This window comes from Streptomyces triticisoli, from assembly GCF_003270085.1.
Lineage (GTDB): Bacteria > Actinomycetota > Actinomycetes > Streptomycetales > Streptomycetaceae > Streptomyces > Streptomyces triticisoli.
In genome coordinates this window covers 1-23,949 of the sequence record NZ_QFDQ01000017.1, presented here as the reverse complement: position 1 = coordinate 23,949, position 23,949 = coordinate 1, and the positions used below count along the sequence as shown (strand labels likewise).

The 23,949-nt window shown below is 71.8% G+C and carries 15 protein-coding genes and 2 pseudogenes; 3 read left to right on the top strand and 14 right to left on the bottom strand.

What is annotated here, in order from left to right:
• Positions 1-203 precede the first annotated feature (203 nt).
• From rnhB to DEP02_RS03685, 4 genes and pseudogenes are all read right to left on the bottom strand, one after another.
• Positions 204-905, bottom strand: coding sequence for a ribonuclease HII (rnhB, locus tag DEP02_RS03700; protein ID WP_112465873.1), 702 nt, complete (start codon positions 903-905; stop codon positions 204-206).
• A gap of 66 nt (positions 906-971) precedes the next feature.
• A pseudogene (locus tag DEP02_RS03695) lies at positions 972-1,879 on the bottom strand (ADP-ribosylglycohydrolase family protein).
• Positions 1,880-1,882: 3 nt separating this feature from the next.
• Complete coding sequence (locus DEP02_RS03690; protein WP_112465872.1) at positions 1,883-2,551, bottom strand: histidine phosphatase family protein; 669 nt, start codon at positions 2,549-2,551, stop codon at positions 1,883-1,885.
• Between the two features lie 62 nt (positions 2,552-2,613).
• Positions 2,614-3,219, bottom strand: a complete 606-nt coding sequence (locus tag DEP02_RS03685) for a YdbC family protein (protein ID WP_112465871.1) — start codon at positions 3,217-3,219, stop codon at positions 2,614-2,616.
• A gap of 102 nt (positions 3,220-3,321) precedes the next feature.
• Here DEP02_RS03685 and DEP02_RS03680 point away from each other — a divergent pair, with 102 nt between their 5' ends.
• A complete protein-coding gene (locus DEP02_RS03680) occupies positions 3,322-3,909 on the top strand; it encodes a TerD family protein (RefSeq protein ID WP_438947721.1) in 588 nt (195 codons plus the stop codon).
• A 64-nt stretch (positions 3,910-3,973) separates the two neighbouring features.
• Here DEP02_RS03680 and DEP02_RS03675 read toward each other — a convergent pair whose 3' ends face one another.
• Both DEP02_RS03675 and nrdR read right to left on the bottom strand, forming a co-directional pair.
• A complete protein-coding gene (locus tag DEP02_RS03675; RefSeq protein WP_112465869.1) occupies positions 3,974-6,856 on the bottom strand; it encodes a vitamin B12-dependent ribonucleotide reductase in 2,883 nt (960 codons plus the stop codon).
• Between the two features lie 160 nt (positions 6,857-7,016).
• The gene (nrdR, locus tag DEP02_RS03670) at positions 7,017-7,571 is read right to left on the bottom strand and encodes a transcriptional regulator NrdR (RefSeq protein WP_112465868.1); all 555 of its coding nucleotides are present in this window, start codon (positions 7,569-7,571) and stop codon (positions 7,017-7,019) included.
• 564 nt (positions 7,572-8,135) lie between these two features.
• On the opposite strand from nrdR, the gene lexA reads away from it, so the two are divergent.
• The gene (gene lexA, locus DEP02_RS03665; protein ID WP_112465867.1) at positions 8,136-8,915 is read left to right on the top strand and encodes a transcriptional repressor LexA; all 780 of its coding nucleotides are present in this window, start codon (positions 8,136-8,138) and stop codon (positions 8,913-8,915) included.
• Positions 8,916-9,077: 162 nt separating this feature from the next.
• Here lexA and DEP02_RS03660 read toward each other — a convergent pair whose 3' ends face one another.
• The 5 genes and pseudogenes from DEP02_RS03660 to DEP02_RS03640 all read right to left on the bottom strand — a co-directional run bounded on the left by DEP02_RS03660 (position 9,078) and on the right by DEP02_RS03640 (position 16,827).
• Positions 9,078-11,078, bottom strand: a complete 2,001-nt coding sequence (locus DEP02_RS03660) for an ATP-dependent DNA helicase (RefSeq protein WP_112465866.1) — start codon at positions 11,076-11,078, stop codon at positions 9,078-9,080.
• 82 nt (positions 11,079-11,160) lie between these two features.
• Positions 11,161-11,901, bottom strand: coding sequence for a GNAT family N-acetyltransferase (locus DEP02_RS35245; protein ID WP_112465865.1), 741 nt, complete (start codon positions 11,899-11,901; stop codon positions 11,161-11,163).
• 53 nt (positions 11,902-11,954) lie between these two features.
• Positions 11,955-13,953, bottom strand: a pseudogene (locus DEP02_RS03650) (IucA/IucC family protein).
• Positions 13,954-14,128: 175 nt separating this feature from the next.
• Positions 14,129-15,706: a diaminobutyrate--2-oxoglutarate transaminase family protein gene (locus tag DEP02_RS03645; protein ID WP_112465864.1), complete on the bottom strand. Its 1,578-nt coding sequence runs from the start codon at positions 15,704-15,706 to the stop codon at positions 14,129-14,131.
• Positions 15,707-16,095: 389 nt separating this feature from the next.
• The gene (locus tag DEP02_RS03640; RefSeq protein WP_112465863.1) at positions 16,096-16,827 is read right to left on the bottom strand and encodes a PepSY domain-containing protein; all 732 of its coding nucleotides are present in this window, start codon (positions 16,825-16,827) and stop codon (positions 16,096-16,098) included.
• 369 nt (positions 16,828-17,196) lie between these two features.
• Between DEP02_RS03640 and DEP02_RS03635 the strand changes: the two genes are divergently transcribed.
• Entirely contained in the window at positions 17,197-18,435 is a 1,239-nt protein-coding gene (locus DEP02_RS03635) for a trypsin-like serine peptidase (RefSeq protein WP_112465862.1), read from the top strand.
• A 113-nt stretch (positions 18,436-18,548) separates the two neighbouring features.
• On the opposite strand, the gene hflX is transcribed toward DEP02_RS03635, so the two are convergent.
• The 3 genes from hflX to DEP02_RS03620 form a co-directional block, all read right to left on the bottom strand.
• On the bottom strand, positions 18,549-20,057 hold the full coding sequence (gene hflX / locus DEP02_RS03630; protein WP_112465861.1) for a GTPase HflX: 1,509 nt from the start codon (positions 20,055-20,057) through the stop codon (positions 18,549-18,551).
• A gap of 125 nt (positions 20,058-20,182) precedes the next feature.
• Positions 20,183-21,661 carry a M1 family metallopeptidase gene (locus tag DEP02_RS03625; protein WP_112465860.1) on the bottom strand — a complete coding sequence of 493 codons (1,479 nt, stop codon included), beginning with the start codon at positions 21,659-21,661 and terminating at the stop codon, positions 20,183-20,185.
• 141 nt (positions 21,662-21,802) lie between these two features.
• Positions 21,803-23,949, bottom strand: a 2,147-nt coding sequence (locus DEP02_RS03620; RefSeq protein WP_232838938.1) for a RelA/SpoT family protein, incomplete at its 5' end; no start/stop codon positions are given.

The following is a 23,949-nucleotide window of genomic DNA, read 5'->3' as shown; positions in this document are numbered from 1 at the left end:
GCCGGGGCGCGGCGGGGCCGCGGGGCGGGGGCCGGGAACGGGACGAGGGGTCGGCGCGGTGCGGCCGGCGGCCGGAGTGGCGCGGGGACCCTGGGCACTCTCGTGAATCTGAGGCTCCTCGGGAATGAGAGGCATGAGCTGATTTTTATCAAACACTGGTGCGGCTCGCGTGGGCGGGTGCCACATCGGGGCGAGCGGAACGATCAGAAGTCGAAGCCGAGCTGGCCCTCGACCTCCGAAGCGGCTCCGTCCGCCCGGACTCGGACCCTCTTGAGATGCCGCCACCGGGGCAGCGCATCAAGATACGCCCACGACAGCCGGTGGTACGGGGTGGGTCCCCGTTCCTCCAGTGCGGCCTTGTGCACGGGCGACGGATATCCGGCGTTGGCCGCGAAACCGAAGTCTGCATGGTCGATACCCAGTTCGGCCATCATTTTGTCGCGGTGAACCTTGGCGATCACCGAGGCCGCCGCGACGGCCACGCACGACTGGTCGCCCTTGACGACCGTACGGACCCTCCAGGGGGTGCCGAGGTAGTCGTGCTTGCCGTCGAGGATGACGGCGTCCGGACGGACCGGCAGTCCTTCCAGCGCGCGCACCGCCGCGAGCCGCAGCGCGGCCGTCACCCCCAGGTCGTCGATCTCCTCCGCGGAGGAGTGCCCGAGGGCGTACGCGGTCACCCACTTCCGCAGCTCCACGTCGAGTTCGGTGCGTCGCTTGACGGTGAGCAGCTTGGAGTCGGTGAGCCCTGCGGGGGGCCGGCGCAGTCCGGTGACCGCCGCGCAGACGGTGACGGGGCCGGCCCACGCGCCGCGCCCCACCTCGTCGACACCGGCAATGACCTTCGCTCCGGTCGTGGCTCTGAGGGAGCGCTCGACGGTGTGAGTGGGTGGTTCGTACGGCATGGCGCCCTTAGCGTACGCTGCCCGGATCCCGCCGCAACACCCTGGTCGTGCAAGCGTCCCGACCCGTTACAGGGATCTCGGCACCCACTCCGGCAGCGCCTCGGTGCGCTCGACCCACTCGGCCGGTGGAGTCCCCGCCTTCCCCGCGGCGAGCACACCGCCGACCATGGCGCAGGTGGTGTCGACGTCGCCGCCGGCCCGCGCCGTCGTCCAGAACGCTTCCTCGAAGTCCTCCAGGCACCGGGCGGCCGACCAGAGCGCGAAGGGCACCGTGTCATGGGCGGTCGTGCGCCGTCCGCAGCCCAGCACCGCGGCGACGGTGGCCGCGTCGCCGTAGTCGAGCATGTCGCGGGCGCGCCGCAGACCGGCGCCGACGGCACTCCTGGCCGGGACGAGGGCGACGACGCCGTCGAGCAGTGCCTCCGGACCCGGCGGGCCTCCGGGTGCGGCGGCCCGCGCGGCGGCCGCGGCGACGGCCATGGCGCCCACGACGGCCTCGCGGTGCTGATGGTGGGGTGGGCCGAGATCTCGGCCTGGTGGGTGGCCTGTTCCGGGTCGTCCGCGTACCAGGCGCCCAGCGGGGCGATGCGCATCGCGGCGCTGTTGCCCCATGACCCCTGCCCCTCGAAGAGCGCGGCGGCCGTCTCCCGCCAGTCGCCGCCCTCCCGGACCAGGCGCAGCAGCCGGCTGACCGCGGGGCCGTGCCCCCGGTCGAAGTCGTGGTGACGGGCGAACGACCGGGCCGGCGCGTCCTGGTCGATGCGCTGGTGGGCGGCCGGCACGGCCACCACCGAGCAGGCCATCTCCGTGTCGTCCGTCCACTGCCACGGGCCGGACGGCAGCTCGCGGCGCTTGAGCAGCGGGTGGTTCACCGGCACGAAGAACTGCGAGCCCAGCGCGTCCCCCACCGCGAGTCCGCGCACGTCGGCGAGGGCGCGCCCCAGACGCCCGCCGGGCGAGGGGTCAGGGGTCATCGTTCAGCCACTCCATCCGGTGGTCCCGTAGGGTTCCGGCTCCCGCCAGCGGTCGAACGGGCGGTCCAGCGTGTACTTGCCGTCGTCCCCGAGAACGAGTGTCCGCACCTCGGCGTTCCCCGGATTCGACAGCGACTCGAATTCCGCGACGGTCCAGTGGAACCAGCGCATGCAGAACAGCCGCATCGCCAGCCCGTGGGTCACCAGGAGCACGTTGGGCGGGTGGTCGGGTTCCTCGAAGCTGCGGAACAGGCTCTCCAGGAAGTTGCCGACCCGGTCGTAGACGTCGGCTCCGGACTCGCCCTGGGCGAAGCGGTAGAAGAAGTGCCCGTAGGCGTCCCGGCAGGCCTTCTGCAGGCGTACCTCGTCGCGGTCCTGCCAGTTGCCCCAGTCCTGTTCGCGCAGCCGCGGCTCCTCGCGCACCCGTATGAGGTCGGGGTCCAGCTGGAAGGCGCGGAGGGTCTCGAGGGTGCGGCGATAGGGGGAGACGTACACGCTCACGCGTTCCCGTCCGAACAGTTCCCGCAGTGCCTTGCCCGTCTCCGCGGCCTGCCGCCGGCCCCGCTCGGTCAGCGCGAGCGCGTGGTCGGGTACGCGCTCGTACACGAAGTCATCAACATTGCCCGTTGACTCCCCGTGCCGGACAAGGACGATGCGCCGTGGTCGTGCCATGCCAAGACACTAGATCGAGTGACGGCCGATCGAGGAGTCCAGGTGGTCGCGTACGGCACAGGTCACACCGTCCACGTGCTCTCGAGCTCCACGATGTCGCCCGTGAGCGCCGCGACGTCGGCCTCCGTCCGGGCGCGCAGCGCCAGGCGCTCCACGCGCTCGGTACGGTACTTGCCGTGCTCGGCGGAGGACTGCCACATCGACAGCACCAGGAACTCGTTGCCCGGGGCCTCGCCGAACAGGCCGCGGACCATGCCGGGCGAGCCGGCCATCGCCGGGTTCCAGATCTTCTCCTGCATCAGCGTGAAGTGCTCGGCACGCTCCTCGTGCACCCGGCAGAGGGCCACGCGCAGCAGGTCGGCGTCCTCGAAGCGCGGTTCGAAGCCCGTCTTCACGTCGAACCGGTGGTCGAACAGCCGGGCCTGGGCGTCCTTGAAGGTACCGGCCTGGGCCGCTGCCAGCCGGTCGTGGGAGCGGGCCATGAAGGAGTCGTAGAAGGCACGGCTCTCCCAGAAGGCGAAGATGTGCGCCACGTCCGGTCGTCCCCGGCTCCACCCACCGCCCTGCCCCCGAAACCCCGGCTCCCCCAGAAGCCCCGCCCACTTTCGCTGCCCCCGCTCGAAGCCCCGGCGGTCCACCACGGTGCAGCGAATCCACTTGACCAGCACCGCGCCATGGTAAGGCCCAGGAGCGTGGCGCCGGTCACGCTCCTGGGGACAGCGCCCGCGCAAGCGTCCCCGCGCACGTGGCACGATGGACAACGAGCGCCCATGTACGGGAAGTTGAGGCAGGAGGGCGCACGGGTCCGGGGAAGGGAGAGTTCCGTGAGCGGGCTCAGCAAGGGGATCCTCGAGGCAGAGGTCGCGCTCAAGTGGGATCCGAGTCCGGCGGGGCGTCCGCCCACCGACCTGGATGTCGTCGCCGCGGCCTACCGGGCGGGCGACCCGTACGGCGATCCGGCGTACGTGGTGCATTTCGGCAGCCGCTCCCCCGACGGCACCATCCACCTCGACCGGGACAGCAGGGACGGCCTGGGCCTCGGATGGGACGAGGTCATGACGCTGGAACTCGGCCGGCTCGACGACCGGTACGCGCGCGTGGTGGTCGGCATCGTCATCCAGCAGCGTCCCGCACGCCGTACCTTCGCCGACGTGCTCAGGCCGGGACTGCGCGTCCGCGCGGGCCACACCGTCCTCGCCGAGGACGACTTCGGCGCAGTGCCCGGCGCGACGGCGGCCACCGTCGCGGAGTTCTCACGGGACGCCTCCGGGGCCTGGGGCTTCCGCCCCGGCCTGTACGCCTTCGACGGCGACCCGGAGACCTTCACGCGCGCGATGGGTCGCGCGCACCTGTCGTAGCCGGTGCGGGCAGGGGGCGCCGGTCCACGGCCGGCGCCCCCCGCCCCGCTGTCGGTCCGCCAGGTCAGCTGCAGCCGCTCGTCGAGCCGCAGCCCTCGCAGATGTAGCAGGAGCCGGCCCGCTGCATCCTCGTACCGCAGGAGAAGCACAGCGGGGCGTCGGCCTGGATGCCCAGCTGCATCTCCACCAGCTCCGCGCTGGTGTGCGCCTGCTTCGGGGCGGGCTGGGCCGCCTCGGTCTTCGGCGCGGCGACCGCCTTCAGGTCGGTCTGCAGCGGCGCCGACTGGGCCAGGCCCTCGACGTCGAGCTCGTCGTCGGTCGGCTCGTAGGAGCCGGTCTCGAGGTGGCGCTGGCGCTCCTCGGCGGAGTGGATGCCGAGCGCGGAGCGCGTCTCGAAGGGCAGGAAGTCCAGCGCCAGGCGGCGGAAGATGTAGTCGACGATCGACTGCGCCATCCGCACGTCCGGGTCGTCGGTCATGCCGGCCGGCTCGAAGCGCATGTTCGTGAACTTCGAGACGTACGTCTCCAGCGGCACGCCGTACTGCAGGCCCACCGACACGGCGATCGAGAAGGCGTCCATCATGCCCGCGAGGGTCGAGCCCTGCTTGGACATCTTCAGGAAGACCTCGCCGAGACCGTCGTCCGGGTAGGAGTTGGCCGTCATGTAGCCCTCGGCGCCACCGACGGTGAAGGAGGTGGTGATGCCGGGCCGGCCCTTGGGCAGGCGCTTGCGGACCGGGCGGTACTCGACGACCTTCTCGGCCTTGGGCCCGACCGCGGCGGTCTCCTCGGCCTTCTCCTGGGCGGCGTCCTTCTTCTTGGCGGAGAGCGGCTGGCCGACCTTGCAGTTGTCGCGGTAGATGGCGAGCGCCTTGACGCCCAGCTTCCACGCCTCGAAGTAGATCTCCTCGACCTCCTCGACGGTGGCCGACTCCGGCATGTTGACCGTCTTGGAGATGGCGCCGGAGATCCACGGCTGGATCGCGGCCATCATGCGGACGTGGCCCATCGGGGAGATGGCGCGCTCGCCCATGGCGCAGTCGAACACCTCGTAGTGCTCGTGCTTGAGGCCGGGGGCGTCGATCACGTTGCCGTGCTCGGCGATGTGGGCGACGATCGCCTCGACCTGCTCCTCCTGGTAGCCCAGGCGGCGCAGGGCCTGCGGGACCGTGCCGTTGACGATCTGCATCGAGCCGCCGCCGACCAGCTTCTTGAACTTGACCAGCGCGAGGTCGGGCTCGACACCCGTGGTGTCGCAGGACATGGCCAGGCCGATGGTGCCGGTCGGCGCGAGGACGGACGCCTGCGAGTTGCGGAACCCGTTCTTCTCGCCGAGGCGCAGCACGTCCTGCCAGGCCTCGGTGGCGGCGGCCCACACCGGGGTGTCCAGGTCGTCCATGCGGACGGCCGTGGCGTTGGCGTCGGCGTGCTGCTTCATGACGCGCAGGTGCGGCTGGGCGTTGCGGGCGTAGCCGTCGTACGGGCCGACGACCGCGGCGAGTTCGGCGGAGCGCCTGTAGGCGGTGCCGGTCATCAGGGAGGTGATGGCACCGGCCAGCGCCCGGCCGCCGTCGGAGTCGTAGGCGTGGCCGGTCGCCATCAGCAGGGCGCCGAGGTTGGCGTAGCCGATGCCGAGCTGGCGGTACGCGCGCGTGTTCTCGCCGATCTTCTGGGTCGGGAAGTCCGCGAAGCAGATGGAGATGTCCATCGCGGTGATGACCAGCTCGACGACCTTGGCGAAGCGCTCGACGTCGAAGGACTGGTTGCCCTTGCCGTCGTCCTTGAGGAACTTCATCAGGTTCAGCGAGGCGAGGTTGCAGGACGTGTTGTCCAGGTGCATGTACTCGCTGCAGGGGTTCGAGCCGTTGATGCGGCCGGACTCCGGGCAGGTGTGCCAGTGGTTGATCGTGTCGTCGTACTGGATGCCCGGGTCGGCGCAGGCCCAGGCGGCCTCGGCCATCTTGCGGAAGAGAGCCTTGGCGTCGGCCTCCTCGATGACCTCGCCGGTCATACGGGCGCGCAGACCGAATTTCCCGCCCTGCTCGACGGCCTTCATGAACGCGTCGTTCACGCGGACCGAGTTGTTGGCGTTCTGGTACTGGACGGAGGTGATGTCCTCGCCGCCGAGGTCCATGTCGAAGCCCGCGTCGCGCAGGGCGCGGATCTTCTCCTCCTCCTTGACCTTGGTCTCGATGAAGTCCTCGATGTCGGGGTGGTCGACGTCGAGGATGACCATCTTGGCCGCGCGGCGGGTGGCGCCACCGGACTTGATGGTGCCGGCGGAGGCGTCGGCACCGCGCATGAAGGAGACGGGCCCGGAGGCGTTGCCGCCGGAGGAGAGCAGCTCCTTGGAGGAGCGGATGCGGGAGAGGTTCAGGCCGGCGCCGGAGCCGCCCTTGAAGATCATGCCCTCTTCCTTGTACCAGTCGAGGATCGACTCCATGGAGTCGTCGACGGACAGGATGAAGCAGGCGGAGACCTGCTGTGGCTGGGGCGTTCCGACGTTGAACCAGACGGGGCTGTTGAAGCTGAAGATCTGGTGGAGGAGGGCGTGGGCCAGCTCGTGCTCGAAGATCTCGGCGTCGGCGGGCGAGGCGAAGTACTTGTTGTCCTCGCCGGCCTTCCGGTACGTCTTCACGATGCGGTCGATCAGCTGCTTGAGGCTGGTCTCGCGCTGCGGGGTGCCGACGGCACCGCGGAAGTACTTGCTGGTGACGATGTTGACCGCGTTCACCGACCAGAAGTCGGGGAACTCGACGCCGCGCTGCTCGAAGTTGACCGAGCCGTCGCGCCAGTTGGTCATGACGACGTCACGGCGCTCCCAGGCCACCTCGTCGTACGGGTGTACGCCGGGGGTGGTGTGGACGCGCTCGATACGCAGCCCTTTGCCGGCCTTGGCGCCCTTGGCTCGGGAACCTCGTGCCGGACCACTCGCCGTCTCTGTCATGCCGCCTCCCTGTACGGGCGAAAACGCCCTGAAGTGCCCCTGTTGTTCCGGAGCACGGTGTTCTGTCTGGCCTCGCGGGCACCCTCGCTGCCGCCCGCGACCGGTCTTTCTCGCCGCTGCTGAGCCGGGTCCGGACACGCCGTCCGGGCCGGCCTGCCGATCAGTCGGCGGCGCTCGCGGGTGCCGGGACCTCAGCCGTCCCTCCGCGCCCGCGGTCGTCTTCCTGGCTCCCCGCGCCCGTGCCATCGCCGTCCTGTGCGACGGGGCGCTGCGCCTCTTCCCTGAGTTCCGCGATGGCGGCCTCGAAGTCCTCGAGCGAGTCGAACGCCCGGTAGACGGACGCGAACCGCAGATAGGCGACGAGGTCGAGCTCCCGCAAGGGGCCGAGTATGGCGAGCCCCACCTCATGGGCGGCCACCTCGGCGCTTCCGCTGGCGCGCACCGCCTCCTCGACCCGCTGGCCGAGCTGGGCGAGCGCGTCCTCGGTGACAGGACGTCCCTGGCACGCCTTGCGCACACCGTTGATGACCTTGGTACGGCTGAACGGCTCGGTGACTCCGGACCGCTTGACCACCATGAGCGAGCACGTCTCCACGGTCGTGAACCGACGGGAGCAGTCAGGGCACTGGCGGCGCCTGCGGATGGACGTGCCGTCGTCCGTCGTACGACTGTCGACCACGCGGCTGTCGGGGTGCCTGCAGAAGGGGCAGTGCATGGACTCCAACCCTCCTCACAGCAGACTCAATGGCCTCGCCGGGTCTCAGGGGCCCCGCGAAGCAGCCCCCAGCATAGGCGATGATCAGCGGGCCGAAGACCCGGGGGAACACAACCTGTGGGCTGCTGTAGCCATCCAACCACTAGATGTGGGGATCGGCTCTCCAGGCGCAGGGATTCACGCGTGCGGCGTGGACGCGACCATGAGCCACCTTCCCGCATCACCAGGGAAAACACGCCGGTGCACAGGGCGTACCACTGGAGCACGTGCGGAGATACCGTGGGCGCCGCACGGAGGACGCGTGGGTCCGCCGGGCGGACGGGCGCCGGTGTCCGGCCGACGGGACGCCGGACGGCAGACCGGGGCGGTAACCCACGAGGTCGCCACTCCGGCGGTGAAGGGTACAGCAGTCGGCCCTTCCGCCTGTCAGGTGCCGCAAGGCCATACATCCAGGCACATGATCAAGTCAGTTACTCCGCATTTTTTCACTCGAACGTGTGTTTGGCGCAACCTTTCGAAAGCAACTACCGTTGTGCCGGAGGGAGACCACCGAGAGGGGCCGACGTGACCACCACCGCAGACAGTGCCACCATCACTGCCCAGGACCGCTCCCCGGGCCGACTCGAGCCGGTGCATGCGATGAACGAAGCCACGAATCCCGAGGGACCCAAGCGCTCCCTGCCGGGCCGACCTCCAGGCATCCGGGCGGACAGCTCGGGCCTCACCGACCGGCAGCGCCGGGTGATCGAAGTCATCAGGGACTCCGTGCAGCGGCGCGGGTACCCGCCGTCCATGCGGGAGATCGGGCAGGCCGTCGGCCTCTCCAGCACCTCCTCGGTCGCACACCAGCTGATGGCGCTCGAGCGCAAGGGCTTCCTGCGCCGTGACCCGCACCGCCCGCGCGCGTACGAGGTGCGCGGCTCGGACCAGGCCGCCACGCTGCAGCCGGCGGACACGGTGGGCAAGCCGGCCGCGTCCTACGTCCCGCTGGTCGGCCGGATCGCCGCCGGTGGGCCGATCCTCGCCGAGGAGTCCGTCGAGGACGTCTTCCCCCTCCCCCGGCAGCTGGTCGGCGACGGCGAGCTGTTCGTCCTGAAGGTCGTCGGTGACTCGATGATCGAGGCCGCGATCTGTGACGGCGACTGGGTCACCGTCCGCCGCCAGCAGGTCGCCGAGAACGGCGACATCGTGGCCGCGATGATCGACGGCGAGGCCACCGTCAAGCGCTTCAGGCGCGAGGACGGCCACGTCTGGCTCCTCCCGCACAACGCGGCGTACGAGCCGATCCCGGGCGACGACGCGACCATCCTCGGCAAGGTGGTCGCGGTGCTGCGGCGCGTGTGACCACCACCGCGGCGGGTGGGCCACGCCCGCCCGCCCCTTGATCGGGCCCCGGGACCCCTGCGCCGGTTCCGGGGCCCTGTGCTGTGCGGCCGCGCTTTGACGGCGGGGTGGTCCGGCCCGGCCCGGTGGCCCGACCCGACGCCGGGCCGGGCCACCCCGCGGTCACTCGTCCTCGGCCTGCCCGGCCGCCGCGTCGATGGCGGCCAGCGACTTGCGTACCTGGTTGCGGTCCGTGGTGCACCAGAAGTCGGGCAGCGACGCCTTCAGATAGCTGCCGTACCGGGCCGTCGCCAGGCGCGGGTCCAGTACGGCGACCACGCCCCGGTCGCCCGAGGCCCGTACGAGACGCCCGGCGCCCTGGGCCATCAGGAGCGCCGCGTGGGTGGCGGCCACCGCCATGAACCCGTTGCCGCCGGCGTCCTCGACCGCCTTCTGGCGCGCGCTCATCAACGGATCGTCCGGACGCGGGAACGGGATCTTGTCCATGACGACCAGCTGGCAGCTGGGCCCGGGGACATCGACGCCCTGCCAGAGGGACAGCGTGCCGAACAGACAGGTCCGCGGATCCGCCGCGAAGTTCTTGATCAGCTCGCCCAGCGTCTCCTCGCCCTGGAGCAGGATCGGGAATTCGGGGATCCTGGTGCGCAGCTCCTCCGCGGCGAGCTGGGCGGCCCGCATGGAGGAGAACAGACCGAGCGTGCGCCCGCCCGCCGCCTGGACGAGCTCCGTCAGCTCGTCCAGCATGTCCCCCCGGTCGCCGTCCCGCGCGGGGCGCGCCAAGTGCTTGGCGACGTACAGGATGCCCTGCTTGCGGTAGTCGAACGGCGAGCCGACGTCGATGCCCTTCCACTGCGGTACGTCGTCGCCCTCCGTGCCCTCCGGAGCCAGGCCGAGGGAGGCGCCGACCCCGTTGAAGTCGCCGCCGAGCTTGAGGGTCGCGGAGGCCAGGACGACGGACCGGTCCGCGAAGAGCTTCTCGCGCAGCAGGCCCGACACGGACATGGGGGCGACGCGCAGGGAGGCTCCGCTGTGTCGATATGCGGCTCCGCCGCGGGGCTCGTGGCGCTCGTACCAGACGACGTCCCACTCGGAGCCGTTGCTGATGCGCTCGGCCACGCCGTGCACGTTCTCCACGGAGGCCAGCGCCTGTTTGCGGACGGCGTCCTCGTCCTGGACGGACTTGTCACGGGTCGCGCCGAGCGCCGAGATGACGTTGCGGGAGGCGTCCCGCAGCGCCAGCAGCGCGTAGCCGAGATCCTCGGGGATCTCCTCCAGCCGGCCGGGCAGGGCGAGCTCCATCAGCCGCTCAAAGCCCTCGGCGGCGGTCTGCAACTGGTCGGCGGCCTTCTCGTCGACCAGCTTCGCGGCACGGCGCACCGCACGGTTGACCTGGCCGGGCGTGAGCTCGCCGGTGGCCACGCCCGTCACCCGGGAGACCAGCTCGTGGGCCTCGTCGACGATGAGCACCTCGTGCTGCGGCAGGACCGGCGCGCCCTCGATGGCGTCGATCGCGAGCAGCGCGTGGTTGGTGACGACGACCTCGGAGAGCTTGGCGTGTTCACGGGCCATCTCGGCGAAGCACTCGGCGCCGTAGGGGCACTTCGAGGCGCCCAGGCACTCCCGGGACGAGACCGACACCTGCGCCCAGGCCCGGTCGGACACGCCGGGAGTGAGGTCGTCGCGGTCGCCGGTCTCGGTCTCGTCGGCCCAGTCGCGCAGCCGCAGCAGGTCCTGGCCCAGCTTGCTGGTGGGCGCGGCCGCCTCGAACTGGTCGAAGAGCCCCTCCTCCTCGTCCTGCGGCATGCCCTCGTGCAGGCGGTGCAGACACAGATAGTTCGACCGGCCCTTGAGCATCGCGAACTCCGGGCGGCGGCGCAGCAGCGGGTGCAGGGCGTCGACCGTGCGCGGCAGGTCGCGCTCCACGAGCTGGCGCTGCAGGGCGAGGGTGGCGGTGGCCACCACCACTCTCTCCCCGTGGGCGAGCGCGGGTACGAGGTAGCCGAGGGACTTTCCGGTGCCGGTGCCGGCCTGGACCAGCAGGTGCGAGCCGTCGTCGATCGCGTCCGCGACGGCTTGGGCCATGGTCACCTGGCCGGGGCGCTCCGTACCGCCGACGGCTGTGACGGCGGCGTGCAGGAGTTCGGGGAGGGAGGGCTTCGTCATAGCGCGACCACCCTACGGCCCGGCACTGACAGACGTGCGGTCAAGGCGGGGATCCGGGCGCTGAGTACGTCTCGGTCCGCTGTCACAGCACCTCACGCAAGGACCGGTCCCGGATCATGAGGGCGGCCCGCTTGGCGGGCAGGTCGACCTCGGCGGCGAACCGGAAACCGGCGCTCAGGAAAGCGGCCACGGAGGGCGCGTTGCGAAGGTCGGGTTCCGCCACGACGCGGGCACAGGTGAGGCGCCGGTCGAGTACCAGGTCGGCCACGGCTCTGAGCAGGGCCCTGCCGAGCCCTCGCCCGCGGTCGGCGACGCTGCCGATCAGGAGGTGGACACCGGTGTCGTGCGGCCGGGCCGGGTAGTGGCGGGCCAGCGGATCGAGATCGGCCCGGTAGATCTCCCAGTAGCTCATCGGCCTGCCCTCCAGCAGGCCGATACAGGGGACGCTGCGTCCGTCGCCGTCGAGTTGCGCGAGCAGGTGGGCCTCGGTCACGCCCTGGTCTCCCGCGAGCTGCCAGAACTCCGCGACGGTGGGATCGTTCATCCAACGGCTGATCACCGGCAGGTCCCGCTCGACCCGGACCGGGAGCAGCTGGAAGGCACCGACGGGTGTGGCGGTGGCGCCCCAGTCGCCGACGCCGCCGAGAAGGTCGGCCCTGGCGGCGGTGCCGGTTTCGGTGACCTCCGCGAAGAGTGCGCCGAAGTCGTCGGGCAGCCGCAGGTCGAGCGTGTCCTCGCCGTCGGTGTCCGCCTTGGCCGGCTGGGGACCGGCAGCGGTGGTGGGGGCGTGCCCGGTGGCGGCGTCGGCGTCGGTGGGAGGCATGGCGCGCTCCTCTCGGAAAACGGGTCTGCGGGAGACGGGAGTCGGTGTGCGGGTCACAGGTGCAGGGGGTTGGCGATGGTGACGTAGACGGACTGGGTGTCGACCGGGCCGACGAGTTCGTCCAGACCGTGCAGCCGGGTCAGCAGGTTGGCCTTGCAGCGCAGGGCCGGGGAGTCGAGCAGCCGGGCCGGCAGGGTGGAGCGCGTGCGTGCGGGTCCGGAGGCGGCAGCGCCGAGGAAGCGGCGGAAGGCGGCCAGCAGCAGCCGTTCGTCGGCGAGCCGCCCGGAGCCGAAGGCGCCGATGAGGCCGAAGACGTTGTTGACGGCGAGGTAGTAGGCGAAGCGTTCGTCGGTGACGTCGTCGGGGACGAAGGTGTCGCTGCGCCCGCCGATCCCGGGCAGCCGGGCGTCGAGTTCCGCGTGCCGGGAGGCGCGGAAGTAGTAGCCCTGGTTGTCGCGGTAGCGGCCGCCCGCGGGCCAGCCGTCGACGTCCAGCAGGAGGAGCGTGTTCTGCTGGTGGGCCTCCAGGGCGACTCCGGCTTCTCCGTCCAGCCACAGCACGGGGCGGACCACCTGTTCGAGGTAGCGCAGGAACCACTCGGCGCCCCCGGGCCTCCAGGGCGACTCCGGCTTCTCCGTCCAGCCACAGCACGGGGCGGACCACCTGTTCGAGGTAGCGCAGGAACCACTCGGCGGCGACGGCTCCCCGGGGGCGCCCGGTGCGGGCGGTGAGGCGTGCGACGACCTCGGCCAGGCGGGACCGCATGGCCACGGCCGCGCCGGTTCGGGGGTACGGCCGGGGTGCCACGAGTGAGGCGACGCAGGAGACGTCGTCCGACGGGCTGAACGGGTTGTGCCGGATCATCACGTCCAGCCCGGGCACCGGGGATCCGTCCTGGTCATCGACGGCCAGCCAGGCCGGGTCGCGGACGATGTCGAAGCCGGGGTGCGCCTCACGCCACCGCTGGGCGAGGCCGCTGCGCAGCAGGCGGTGGACCTCGACACCGCGGTGCAGTTCCTTGCGGAGGTTCTCACGGCGGGAGTTGGTGATGCGCAGGCCCAGCGACAGTTTGAGCATGGCGGGGGCGCCGGTGCGGTGGACGGTGCGTACGGAGGAGGTGGGGTGCCAGGCAGGGCCGTGGGGGCCCAGGTCACGGAGGAGTCCCGCGTCCAGCAGCGCCGCCGTGCCCGCGCGGTGCCGTACCTCCCGCGCCTGCCACGGGTGCAGCGGCAGGGCGGCGTACCCGTCGGGCAGTGGCAGTCCCGCACCGGCGAGCCGAGCCGTGAGCCGTTCGGCGGGTAGGGGCCGGCCGCGCTCGGTCCAGGCGGAGTCGGTGGCGAGTACGGAGTGGGCCACCGCCATCCAGTGCAGCGGGAAGGAACCCCGCAGTTCGGGCGAGTAGGGGTGGATTTCGGCTTCCGACAGGCCCTCTCGGCTCTTCGGGGTCGGATGCAGCGGGTGTCCGAGAAGGAGGGCCTGTTCCGCGGAGAGGAAGAGGTCGGGGCCCTCCGCGGGACGGTGCCGGCGGTCGCTGAGGAAGAGGGCGGTGCGGCGGACGGAATCGGCGACACGGGCGACGAGGTCGACGGCGTCGGCACCCGCGCCGGTGGGGGTTTCCCGGGCGAGGGGTGCTTCCCGGACGAGCAGGGCGGCGACGGTGGCGGCGTCGGCCGGCGGGGCGTCCTGCGGGGCGTCGGCCAGGTACGGGAGGCCGAAGCGGTGCCAGCCCGTCGGGGACCAGTGGCGGACCGGAACGAGCAGGGCCGTACCGCTGGCCGGGAGGGGGACGACGAGAGGGCCGTTGCCGGGGTCCGGTCTGCCGGTCTCGCGCACCCAGCAGCGCAGGAGGTTCTCCACGGTCGCGGCCTGGGCGGCGGTGTGGGGGTCAGGGTGCTCCAGAGGGTCGGGGTGCTCCAGAGGGTCGGGATGCTCCAGGGGATCCGCGGGAGCGTCCTGGCGCTGGGCGGGCGAGGTCCTTCTCGGCTGGTGGGGGACGGTCTCGGTGGCGTCGTGGGGCTGGGAGAGGCCGTGGGGTGCGGGGATGACGTTCAAGACGGCTCCTCGTGGGGGTGGTTCAGGTCGTCGGGGTACGGCGGGGTGAGGCGGCGATGTGCCGATGCGTCGGCTCGGCGGCTCGCACCGGGTCAGGCCGGTGGGGGCGGGTGCCGGCAGTCCCTCGAAGCCGCCCGCCCCGGCGCATCCGCTCAGTCGTCGCGAGCGCCGTGCGCTACCCCGCCCCCTCAGCGGCTCCGGCGGGTCGCGGTTGCCCCTGGCGCGGGCCGCGTTCCCCGCCGCTTCGGCCGACGTGGCCGCGGGCCGCCGCGTCCACCGCGTCGGCCAGCCGGTCGAGCACCGCGGCGGCCTGCTCGTCGGTGATCGTCAGCGGGGGAAGGAGCCGTACGACACTGGCGTGACGGCCACCGAGTTCGACGATCAGGCCACGCCGCAGGCATTCGCGTTGTACGGCGGCGGCGAGTTCGGGGGCGGCGGGGCGAGGCTCGCGGGAGCGGGCCGCCGCCGCTCCCGTGGCGCCCCGGCCGGGGGCTGCGGGTTCTGTCGGCTCCGGCGGATACGGCAGCGGAGGACCCCCGGGCACCACCGCGCCGTCTTCCGCCGGCACCGTCCCCGTCTCCCCGTCACCGTCCCGCTTCGGCTCCTCCTCCGGGTTCACCAGTTCGAGGCCGATCATCAGGCCTCGTCCGCGCACCTCGCCGATGCAGGGGAAGTGACGGGCCAGGTCGCGGAGTTGGGACAGCATGTGGGAGCCGAGGGTCGCCGCGCGCTCGGCGAGGCGGTTCTCGCGGACGTGGGCCAGGGTGGCGGTGCCCGCGGCCATGGCGAGTTGGTTGCCGCGGAAGGTTCCCGCGTGGGCCCCGGGACCCCAGACGTCGAGGTCGTCGCGGTAGATCACGACGGCCAGCGGCAGGCTGCCGCCGATGGCCTTGGACAGCACCATCACATCCGGTGTCACGCCGCTGTGTTCCACCGCCCAGAAGGTGCCCGTGCGCCCGACCCCCGTCTGGATCTCGTCGGCGATCAGCGGGACGGACCGTTCCGCGGTGAGCTGCCGCATGCGCCGCATCCAGTGGTCGGGCGCGGGAATCACCCCGCCCTCGCCCTGTACGGGTTCGAGGATCATCCCGGCGGGCAGCGGCACTCCCGACTTGGGGTCGTCCAGCACGGACTCGGTCCAGCGGGCGGCGAGTTCGGCTCCGCGGGCGCCGCCGACGCCGAAGGGGCAGCGGTAGTCCTGCGGGTAGGGCAGGCGCGCGACCCGTACGTCGGCGGCGTGCCCCGAGGCGTCGAGTGCTCCCGCGGTCATCCCGTGGTAGGCGCCGGCGAAGGCCACGATGGTCCTGCGGCCGGTGGCGGCCCGGACGAGCTTGAGGGCGGCCTCCACCGCGTCCGTACCGGCCGGGCCGCAGAACTGCACGCGCGCGTGGTCGGCGAGCCCGGACGGCAGGGTGCGGAACAGCTCGGTGACGAAGGCGTCCTTGACCGGTGTGGCCAGGTCGAGGGCGTGCAGGGGCGCGCCCGAGTCGAGGACCTTGCGGACGGCCTCCAGGACGACGGGGTGGTTGTGTCCGAGGGCGAGGGTGCCGGCTCCCGAGAGGCAGTCAAGGTAGCGGCGGCCGTCCGCACCCTCGATGGTGAGCCCGCGGGCCCGCACCGGCACGATCGGCAGGGCCCGCGCATAGGTGCGCGCCGCCGACTCGCGCGCCGACTGGCGCCGCAGAATCCCCTCGTGCGCGGCGCGCGCCCCCGCGGTCGCGCAGCCTCCGGGCGCAGAATCCGTCACGGTCACGGCTCCTTGTCCTCCCGCTGTCCCAAGGCGCCGGCGACCCACTGATCCAAGGCGCCGGCCTCCCGCTGTCGGGGCGTGTCGCCGCCCGCGGCACAGGAGCCCCGGACGCAGGCAGCGGGTCCCCCACCGCTACAACCCCGGACCGACCGCGCGGTTACGGGCAGACTCAAGATCGTTGCAGTGGCGGACCGTTGCCGCTCCGGCCCGTCCCCAGGTGGGCGGCAGGGGCGGAGAAGACTGCCGTCCACCGCGGGAAGGCCGCGCGGACGGCGGCCTTCCCGTCGGGGCGGCCTTCGCCGTGGCGAGGCTGCTGTGGTCATCGACCGTGGAGGGGAGGCAGAGGAGGACGGGCCGCCCGGCGGTGGGTGCCGGGCGGGCTGCGTCGGCGCTCAGTCGCGGTCGGTGTGCTCGCGCACGACCTTGCCGTTGGCGGCGTCGACGTCGACGGTCGTCTTGTGCCAGTTGTCGGTGTTGACGACGTCGACGGACCAGACGAGCTGCTGGTTGTCGGTCTCGTCGAGTTCGAGACCGGTGACCGTGCCCTTGGCCCTGTCGGTAGCCGCCTTGACGGCCTGCTCCGGTGTCTGGCGGGCCTTGCTCAGCCGGTCGGCGACCTTGCGCTTGTCGTCCGCGTCCTGGTCCGCTTCGACTTGGCTGCGGAGGACCTTTCCGCCGACCGCGTCGATGTCGACCTGGTGCACGGTGCCGTCGGCGGCGGCGACCTTGGCCTCCCACTCCGGGGCGCCCGGCGAGGGAGCCGGAGCCGGCGTGCCCGTGCCGGCCGTGCCCGGTGAGGCGGTCATATGGCGAGGAGTGCCTTTCAGTTCGAGATCGACGAGCTTGCTGTCGGGGATTTCCTTGACGGCGGTGTCGGCTGCCTTGTTCCAGGTCACCTTCGCTTTGGAGACGAGGTCCTTGCGCTCGGCCTGGTCCTCGCTCAGCGAGGGGGTGGGGGATTCGGCGGGAGGAGAGGCGGGGGCCGGGCTGGTCGGGGCCGCCGCGGCAGCATTCGAACTGGCCGTTTCCGTGTTCGCACAGGCTGTCAGCAGCAGAGCTGAGCCGCTCAGGGCGCAGGCCACGGCCAGCGAACGCAGAGGGGGAATGCGTTGCGCAGATCTCATACAGCTGCTGTAACCCCGGAGCCATACCGACACACCACTTTAGGGCGAAAACCACCGGGATGGGCGAGTTGTGGTCTCTTAGGTGTCGGTTCGGACAGTTCTCGGCGGGCGCGCGGACCTCGTCGGACCGTCCGGGAGCCGGGGGCTCAGGGGCTGCTGATGTCAACGCCGTTGCTCGCTCTCAGTGGTTGACATCACCGGCAAGCTCGTAGCGAAACCGTTGCCGTACCGTCGGCCGTACCGGACCGCGACCGCATAGTGTGTGGTGCCGTTCCAGCCCGCCGTGAGAAACGTGTGAACTCGGCCCGGGGTCAACGCGAGAGCATGGCGGCAAGCTTCAAGTACGTTCATTTCAGGGGGAGTCAGAGCATGCGACACATACGCCCGTCCTTCACCGCTCGCCGAGGGGCAGGCGCCCGCCGCACCGCCTCCCCCGTGCTGACCGCCGTCGCTCTGGCCTCGGCGCTGGCGCTCACCGCCACCGGCTGCGACTCGGGGGACGCCCGTGCGGACGGCCGGCCCGCGGCCTCCGTGACCCCCGGCGACGACGGCGGACCCGGCGACGGCAGGATCAGGGTCCCGGACGACATCCGGCGGAAGCTCGAGGAGCGCGGGATCGACATCGACAAGTGGAGGAACGGCGCCTGGAAGGACTGGAACAAGGACGACTGGCTGCGCGAGGCGGGCGACTTCATCAACCCGATCATCAAGGACCTGTGGGACCCGGACCGCATGCGCCGGGCCGAGGACCCGGACAGGGGCGTCGACGACAACGACCTCTCCGGTGACCAGGGCGTCACCGACCCGGCTCCCGCACCGGTGAGGGCGCGGGCGGTCCCGCCGACGTACCACGCGAACGCGGCGACGGCGGGCAAGGTGTTCTTCGACTCCCCCGAGGGCAGCATGGTCTGCTCGGCGACGGTCGTCCAGGATCCGGCCCGCCCCGGCAGGTCCAACCTCGTGTGGACGGCCGGCCACTGCGTGCACGCGGGCAAGAAGGGCGGCTGGTACCGCAACATCGCCTTCGTGCCGTCGTACAACGACGCGGGCAGAAGCTCCGCCCAGCTGCAGAACGCCACCAAGGACGAGGTCGCCCCGTACGGCGTGTGGTGGGGCGACTGGGCGCAGACCTCCCAGCAGTGGATCGGGCAGGGCGGCTCGACCGGCGGCCAGGGTGCCGCGTACGACTTCGCCGTCATCCACGTCACGCCCGAGAAGGGCGGCAGCGGCAAGTCGCTGGAGGAAACCGTCGGCGCGGCGCTGCCCGTCGACTTCGACGCCCCGGCCGTGCCGCGGGTGGACAGCGTCACCGCGACCGGCTACCCGGCGGCGGCGCCGTACGACGGCCAGCGGCTGTACCAGTGCCAGGACAAGCCGGGCCGGCTGTCGCTGAGCGCCTCGGACCCGACCATGTACCGCATCGGCTGCACCATGACCGGCGGCTCCTCCGGCGGCGGCTGGGTCGCGACGGGCTCGGACGGCAAGCCCGCCCTGGTCTCCAACACCTCGATCGGCCCGGTGACGGCGGGCTGGCTGGCGGGGCCGCGGCTGGGCGAGGTGGCCAAGGGCGCGTACGACGCGGTCAGCAAGAAGTTCGCCGGGCAGTGACCGCCGCGCCCGGCGAGAGCATGAGCAGGACGTACGGCGGCCGGTGACACGGCGCACGCCGAGGGCCCGTCCCCTGGACAGGGGGCGGGCCCTCGAACGTGTGGAGCTGTGGATCAGAGCGCGGGGGCCGGCACGTAGGGTGCCAGTTCCGCCGCGAGCTCCTCGTGCACCCTGGCCTTGAGCAGGGTGCCCTCCGCGGTGTGCTCCTCGGAGATCACCTCGCCCTCGGTGTGGGCGCGGGCGATCAGCTTGCCGTGGGTGTACGGCACAAGTGCCTCGAGCTCGACGGCCGGCCGGGGCAGCTCGCTGTCGATCAGGGCCAGCAGTTCGGGGATGCCCCGCCCCGTGCGGGCCGAGACCGCGATCGAGTGCTTCTCGATCCGCAGCAGCCGCTGGAGCACCAGCGGATCCGCCGCGTCCGCCTTGTTGATCACGACGATCTCGGGTACGTCGGTGGCGCCGACGTCCTTGATCACCTCGCGCACGGCGGCCAGCTGCTCCTCCGGGGCGGGGTGGGAGCCGTCGACCACGTGCAGGATCAGGTCGGAGTCGCCGACCTCCTCCATGGTGGAGCGGAACGCCTCGACCAGGTGGTGCGGCAGATGCCGGACGAAACCGACGGTGTCGGCCAGCGTGTAGATCCGGCCGGTCGGGGTCTCGGCCCGGCGCACGGTCGGGTCCAGGGTCGCGAACAGCGCGTTCTCGACCAGGACGCCCGCGCCGGTGAGACGGTTGAGCAGCGAGGACTTGCCGGCGTTGGTGTAGCCGGCGATGGCGACGGAGGGCACCCTGTTGCGGCGCCGCTCCTGGCGCTTGATCTGGCGGCCGGTCTTCATGTGCGCGATCTCCCGGCGCATCTTCGCCATCTTCTCGCGGATCCGCCGCCGGTCCGTCTCGATCTTGGTCTCACCGGGGCCACGCGTGGCGATGCCGCCGCTGCCGCCGCCCATCTGCCGGGACAGCGACTGACCCCAGCCGCGCAGCCTCGGCAGCATGTACTGCATCTGCGCGAGCGCGACCTGTGCCTTGCCCTCGCGGGACTTGGCGTGCTGGGCGAAGATGTCCAGGATCAGGGCCGTACGGTCGATGACCTTGGCCTTGACGACGTCCTCGAGCTGGACCAGCTGGCCCGGGCTGAGCTCACCGTCGCAGATGATGGTGTCCGCGGCCGTCTGCAGGACGATGTCGCGCAGTTCGTCGGCCTTGCCGGAGCCGATGTAGGTGGCCGCGTCGGGCTTGTCGCGGCGCTGGATCACGCCGTCGAGCACGACCGCGCCCGCGGTCTCCGCGAGGGCGGCGAGCTCGGCGAGCGAGTTCTCCGCGTCCTGCACGGTCCCCGAGGTCCAGACACCGACGAGCACGACCCGCTCCAGGCGGAGCTGCCGGTACTCGACCTCGGTGACGTCCTCGAGCTCGGTGGAGAGTCCCGCGACACGGCGCAGGGCCGCGCGGTCGAAGCGGTCGGACTGGTCGCCGTCCCGCTCTCCGTCGAACTCGTGGCCCCAGGCGACGTCCTCTTCCATCAGGGCATCGGCCCGGAGACCTTCGGGGTAGGTGCGCGCCAGGCGCTTGCCGGCCTGGGACGCCTGAAACGTCTGGGAAGAGGAAGAAGAGGAGGTCATTGGGTCCTTACGTCGTGGGAGATTCCGTCACCGGTCACAACGCACGAGTACCCGGGAAGATTCCCCTGTCCCGTGCCGTGCCGTCCTGAAGATGGTCGCACGGCACGGGCCGCCCCGTCACGGCGTTATTTCCTCGCCGCCTTCGACGGCGACGCGGACCTCCAGTCGGGGTGGCCGGGCATCGGCGGGGTCTTCTCGCCGTACAGCCAGGCCTTGAAGAAGCCGCTCAGATCGCGTCCGGCGATGTCCGAGGCCAGGCGCTGGAAGTCGGCCGTGGTCGCGTCGCCGTCCCGGTGGGAGCGCACCCAGGTGCGCTCCAGGCGCTCGAAGGCCGGCTTGCCGATCTCCTGACGCAGCGCGTACAGGACGAGCGCGGCGCCATCGTAGACGTTCGCACGGAAGATGCCGATCTTCTGGCCGGGCTTCGGCGGCTTGGGCAGCGCGGGCGGTCCGCCGGCCTCACGCCAGCGGTCGGAGGCGCCGTAGGCGGCCTTCATACGGGCCTCCATCGGCCGGTTCGCCTTCTCCTCGGCGTACAGGGCCTCGTACCAGGTGGCGTGCCCCTCGTTGAGCCACAGGTCGGACCAGGTGCGCGGGCTCACGCTGTCGCCGAACCACTGGTGGGACAGCTCGTGCACCATGACCGACTCGACGTACCACTTGGGGTGGGCGGCGTCGGTGAACAGTTTCTTCTCGAACAGGGACAGGGTCTGCGTCTCGAGCTGGAAGCCGGTGGCGGCGGCGGCCACGAGCACGCCGTACGTCTCGAAGGGGTACGGGCCGACCTTGCTCTCCATCCAGGCGATCTGGTCGGGGGTCCTGGCCAGCCACGGCTCGAGCGCCTCGCGGTCCTTGGTGGGGACGACGTCGCGCACGGGCAGGCCGTGCGGGCCGGTGCGGTGCAGCACGGTGGAGCGGCCGATGGAGACCTGCGTCAGCTCGGTGGCCATGGGGTGCTGGGTGCGGTACGTCCACGTGGTCGTCCCGCCGTTCCGGGCGACGCCGGCCGGCAGGCCGTTGGCGACGGCCGTGTACCCCTTGGGCGCGGTGACGTGGATGGTGAACATCGCCTTGTCGGACGGGTGGTCGTTGCACGGGAACACCAGGTGCGCGGCGTCGGCCTGGTTGGCCATGGCGAGGCCGTCCGCGGTGCGCACCCAGCCCCCGTCGCGGTTCTTCCCGGCCACGGGGTCACTGGTGTGGCGTACGGTGATCCGCGTCCAACTGCTGCGCGGCAGGGGGTTCTTCGGGGTGATCACGAGGTCCTCGCCGGCGGTGGTGAACGCGGCCTTCCTGCCGTCGACCTCCACGGAGTCGACCCTGCCGTGTGCGAAGTCGAGGTTCACGCGGTCCAGCCTCTTGGTCGTCCACGCGTCGATCGTGGTGACGGCGCGCAGCGGCTTGCTGTTGTCGCCGGGATAGGTGAAGGACAGGTCGTACGACGACACGTCGTACCCCGGGTTGCCCAGGTACGGGAAGAGCCGGTCGCCGACGCCCAGGGGGGCGGGCGGGGCGCTTGCGGCGACGAGGCAGACGGAGACGGCGGATGCGAGGAGGGTCGCCTTCAGGCGACGCGGGACACGTGATCCAAGGCTGAGCGGCATGCACCATCGCTACCAGCGCCCGTGCGCGGCACGGCGCAGACTCGCACCCGACCCACCCGAAAGGGTCCTTCCGGACCGCACCGAGGGCCGTGGGAAGAGGTGTTGGGGGCGCGCAGGCGGGCGGGGACGGGCGGGTGCGGTTCAGTCCCCCGGCGGCTGGGGCTGGGTGCGGCTCACGTCGTAGACGCCCGGGACGTTGCGCATCGCGCGCATCAGGGCCGGGAGACCGGCGGCGTCGGGGAGTTGGAGGGTGTACGTGTGGCGGACGCGCTGCTGGGTCGGCGGGGACACCGTCGCCGAGATGATCTCGACGCCCTCGAGTGCGATCGCCTCGGTGAGGTCGGCCAGCAGATGGGGGCGGCCGAACGATTCGGCGAGCAGCGTGACCCGGCACGCGGTGGTGTCTCCCCAGTGCACGTCGATCTCCGCGCGCCCCGCGTCCTTCATCCGCGCGACCGCCGCACACTCCACGCGGTGCACGGTCACCGCTCCCCCGCGGACGGCGAATCCGGTGACCTCGTCGGGCGGCACGGGCGTACAGCAGCCCGCGAGCCGCGCGCTCACGCGGGGTTGGCCGACGACCAGGACGCTCGCCCCGCGGGGCTCGGAGCCGGCGGTCGTACCGGAGCCCCGGACCGGGGCCGGAGCGGCGTCCGTCGCGGTGCCCGAAGCCGGGACCGCCGGAACAGGCGCGGCAGTGGCGTCCTCGGTGGGGGACGGCCGCGTGGCCAGCCGGCGTTGGATGGCGATGCGGGCGGCCGGGGTGTGGGCGTGGTCCAGCCACTGTCTGGAGGGTTCGGAGGCCGGGTCCTGGCCCATGAGCAGCTGGACGGTGTCGCCGTCCTCCAGGACGGTGCTCAGCGTCGCCAGGCGGCCGTTGACGCGGGCGCCCATGCACGCGTGCGCGTCCTCGCCGTACTGGGCGTACGCGGCGTCCACGCACGTGGCTCCCTCGGGCAGGCCCAGCGTTCCCCCGTCGGGCCGGAAGACGGTGATCTCGCGGTCCTGGGCGAGGTCCTCGCGCAGCGTGGACCAGAAGGTGTCGGGGTCGGGTGCCGCCTGCTGCCACTCGAGGAGGCGGGAGAGCCAGCCGGGCCGGGTGGGGTCGGCGCGCTCGCCGTCGCTCGTGGACTGCTCCTCCGCAGGAGGGGCGTAGGGGTTGCCGAGCGCGACGACACCGGCCTCGGCGACCTTGTGCATCTGGTGGGTGCGGATGAGGACTTCGACGACCTGGCCGTCCATGGACGTCTCCCCCGGCGAGTCCGTCCGGGTCCGGGGGAGGGCGACGGCCGTGTGCAGCGACTGGTACAGGTTGAACTTGGGTACGGCGATGAAGTCCTTGAACTCCGAGACGACCGGCGTCATGCACGTGTGCAGCTCGCCGAGGACCGCGTAGCAGTCGGCGTCCTCGTTCACCAGCACCAGCAGCCGCCCGAAGTCGCAGCCGCGCAGCCGGCCGCGCTTGCGGGCGACCCGGTGCACGGAGACGAAGTGCCGGGGCCTGATGAGGACTTCGGCGGTGAGATCGGCCTCGCGGAGCACCCCGCGGACCTGCTCGGCGACCTCGGCGAGCGGGTTGTCCGGGCGCGCGGCGTTCTCGGCGATCAGCACGCGTGTGTGTGCGTACTCCTCGGGGTGCAGGACGGCGAAGACGAGGTCTTCCAGCTCGGTCTTGAGGGCCTGCACGCCGAGCCGTTCGGCGAGCGGGATGAGCACGTCCCGGGTGACCTTCGCGATGCGTGCCTGTTTCTCCGGGCGCATGACGCCGAGGGTGCGCATGTTGTGCAGCCGGTCGGCGAGTTTGATCGACATCACGCGGACGTCGTTGCCCGTGGCGACGAGCATCTTGCGGAAGGTCTCGGGCTCGGCGGCGGCGCCGTAGTCGACCTTCTCCAGCTTGGTGACGCCGTCGACGAGGTAGCGCACCTCCGCGCCGAACTGCTCGCCGACCTGATCCAGCGTCACGTCGGTGTCCTCGACGGTGTCGTGCAGCAGTGACGCCGTCAGCGTGGTGGTCTCGGCGCCGAGTTCGGCGAGGATGAGGGTCACCGCGAGGGGGTGCGTGATGTACGGCTCGCCGCTCTTGCGCATCTGGCCCCGGTGGGAGGACTCGGCCAGGAGGTAGGCGCGGCGCAGCGGTTCGAGGTCGGCGTCGGGGAAGTACGCGCGGTGGACCTCGGCCACGTGGCCGATGGCGTCGGGCAGCCGGTCGCGGGCGGCCGGGCCGAGCAGGGCGGCACGGCCGAGCCGGCGCAGGTCGATCCGCGGGCGGGCCCTGCGGCGGGGCC

What these genes read in the sequence shown, in the direction of transcription:
- rnhB (WP_112465873.1), bottom strand. Translation starts at nt 905, where the DNA reads ATGCCGTACGAACCACCCACTCACACCGTCGAGCGCTCCCTCAGAGCC.
- DEP02_RS03635 (WP_112465862.1), top strand. Translation starts at nt 17,197, where the DNA reads ATGCGACACATACGCCCGTCCTTCACCGCTCGCCGAGGGGCAGGCGCC.
- DEP02_RS03625 (WP_112465860.1), bottom strand. Translation starts at nt 21,661, where the DNA reads ATGCCGCTCAGCCTTGGATCACGTGTCCCGCGTCGCCTGAAGGCGACC.
- DEP02_RS03640 (WP_112465863.1), bottom strand. Translation starts at nt 16,827, where the DNA reads ATGAGATCTGCGCAACGCATTCCCCCTCTGCGTTCGCTGGCCGTGGCC.
- DEP02_RS35245 (WP_112465865.1), bottom strand. Translation starts at nt 11,901, where the DNA reads ATGCCTCCCACCGACGCCGACGCCGCCACCGGGCACGCCCCCACCACC.
- DEP02_RS03660 (WP_112465866.1), bottom strand. Translation starts at nt 11,078, where the DNA reads ATGACGAAGCCCTCCCTCCCCGAACTCCTGCACGCCGCCGTCACAGCC.
- hflX (WP_112465861.1), bottom strand. Translation starts at nt 20,057, where the DNA reads ATGACCTCCTCTTCTTCCTCTTCCCAGACGTTTCAGGCGTCCCAGGCC.
- DEP02_RS03675 (WP_112465869.1), bottom strand. Translation starts at nt 6,856, where the DNA reads ATGACAGAGACGGCGAGTGGTCCGGCACGAGGTTCCCGAGCCAAGGGC.
- DEP02_RS03680 (WP_438947721.1), top strand. Translation starts at nt 3,322, where the DNA reads ATGTACGGGAAGTTGAGGCAGGAGGGCGCACGGGTCCGGGGAAGGGAG.
- nrdR (WP_112465868.1), bottom strand. Translation starts at nt 7,571, where the DNA reads ATGCACTGCCCCTTCTGCAGGCACCCCGACAGCCGCGTGGTCGACAGT.
- DEP02_RS03690 (WP_112465872.1), bottom strand. Translation starts at nt 2,551, where the DNA reads ATGGCACGACCACGGCGCATCGTCCTTGTCCGGCACGGGGAGTCAACG.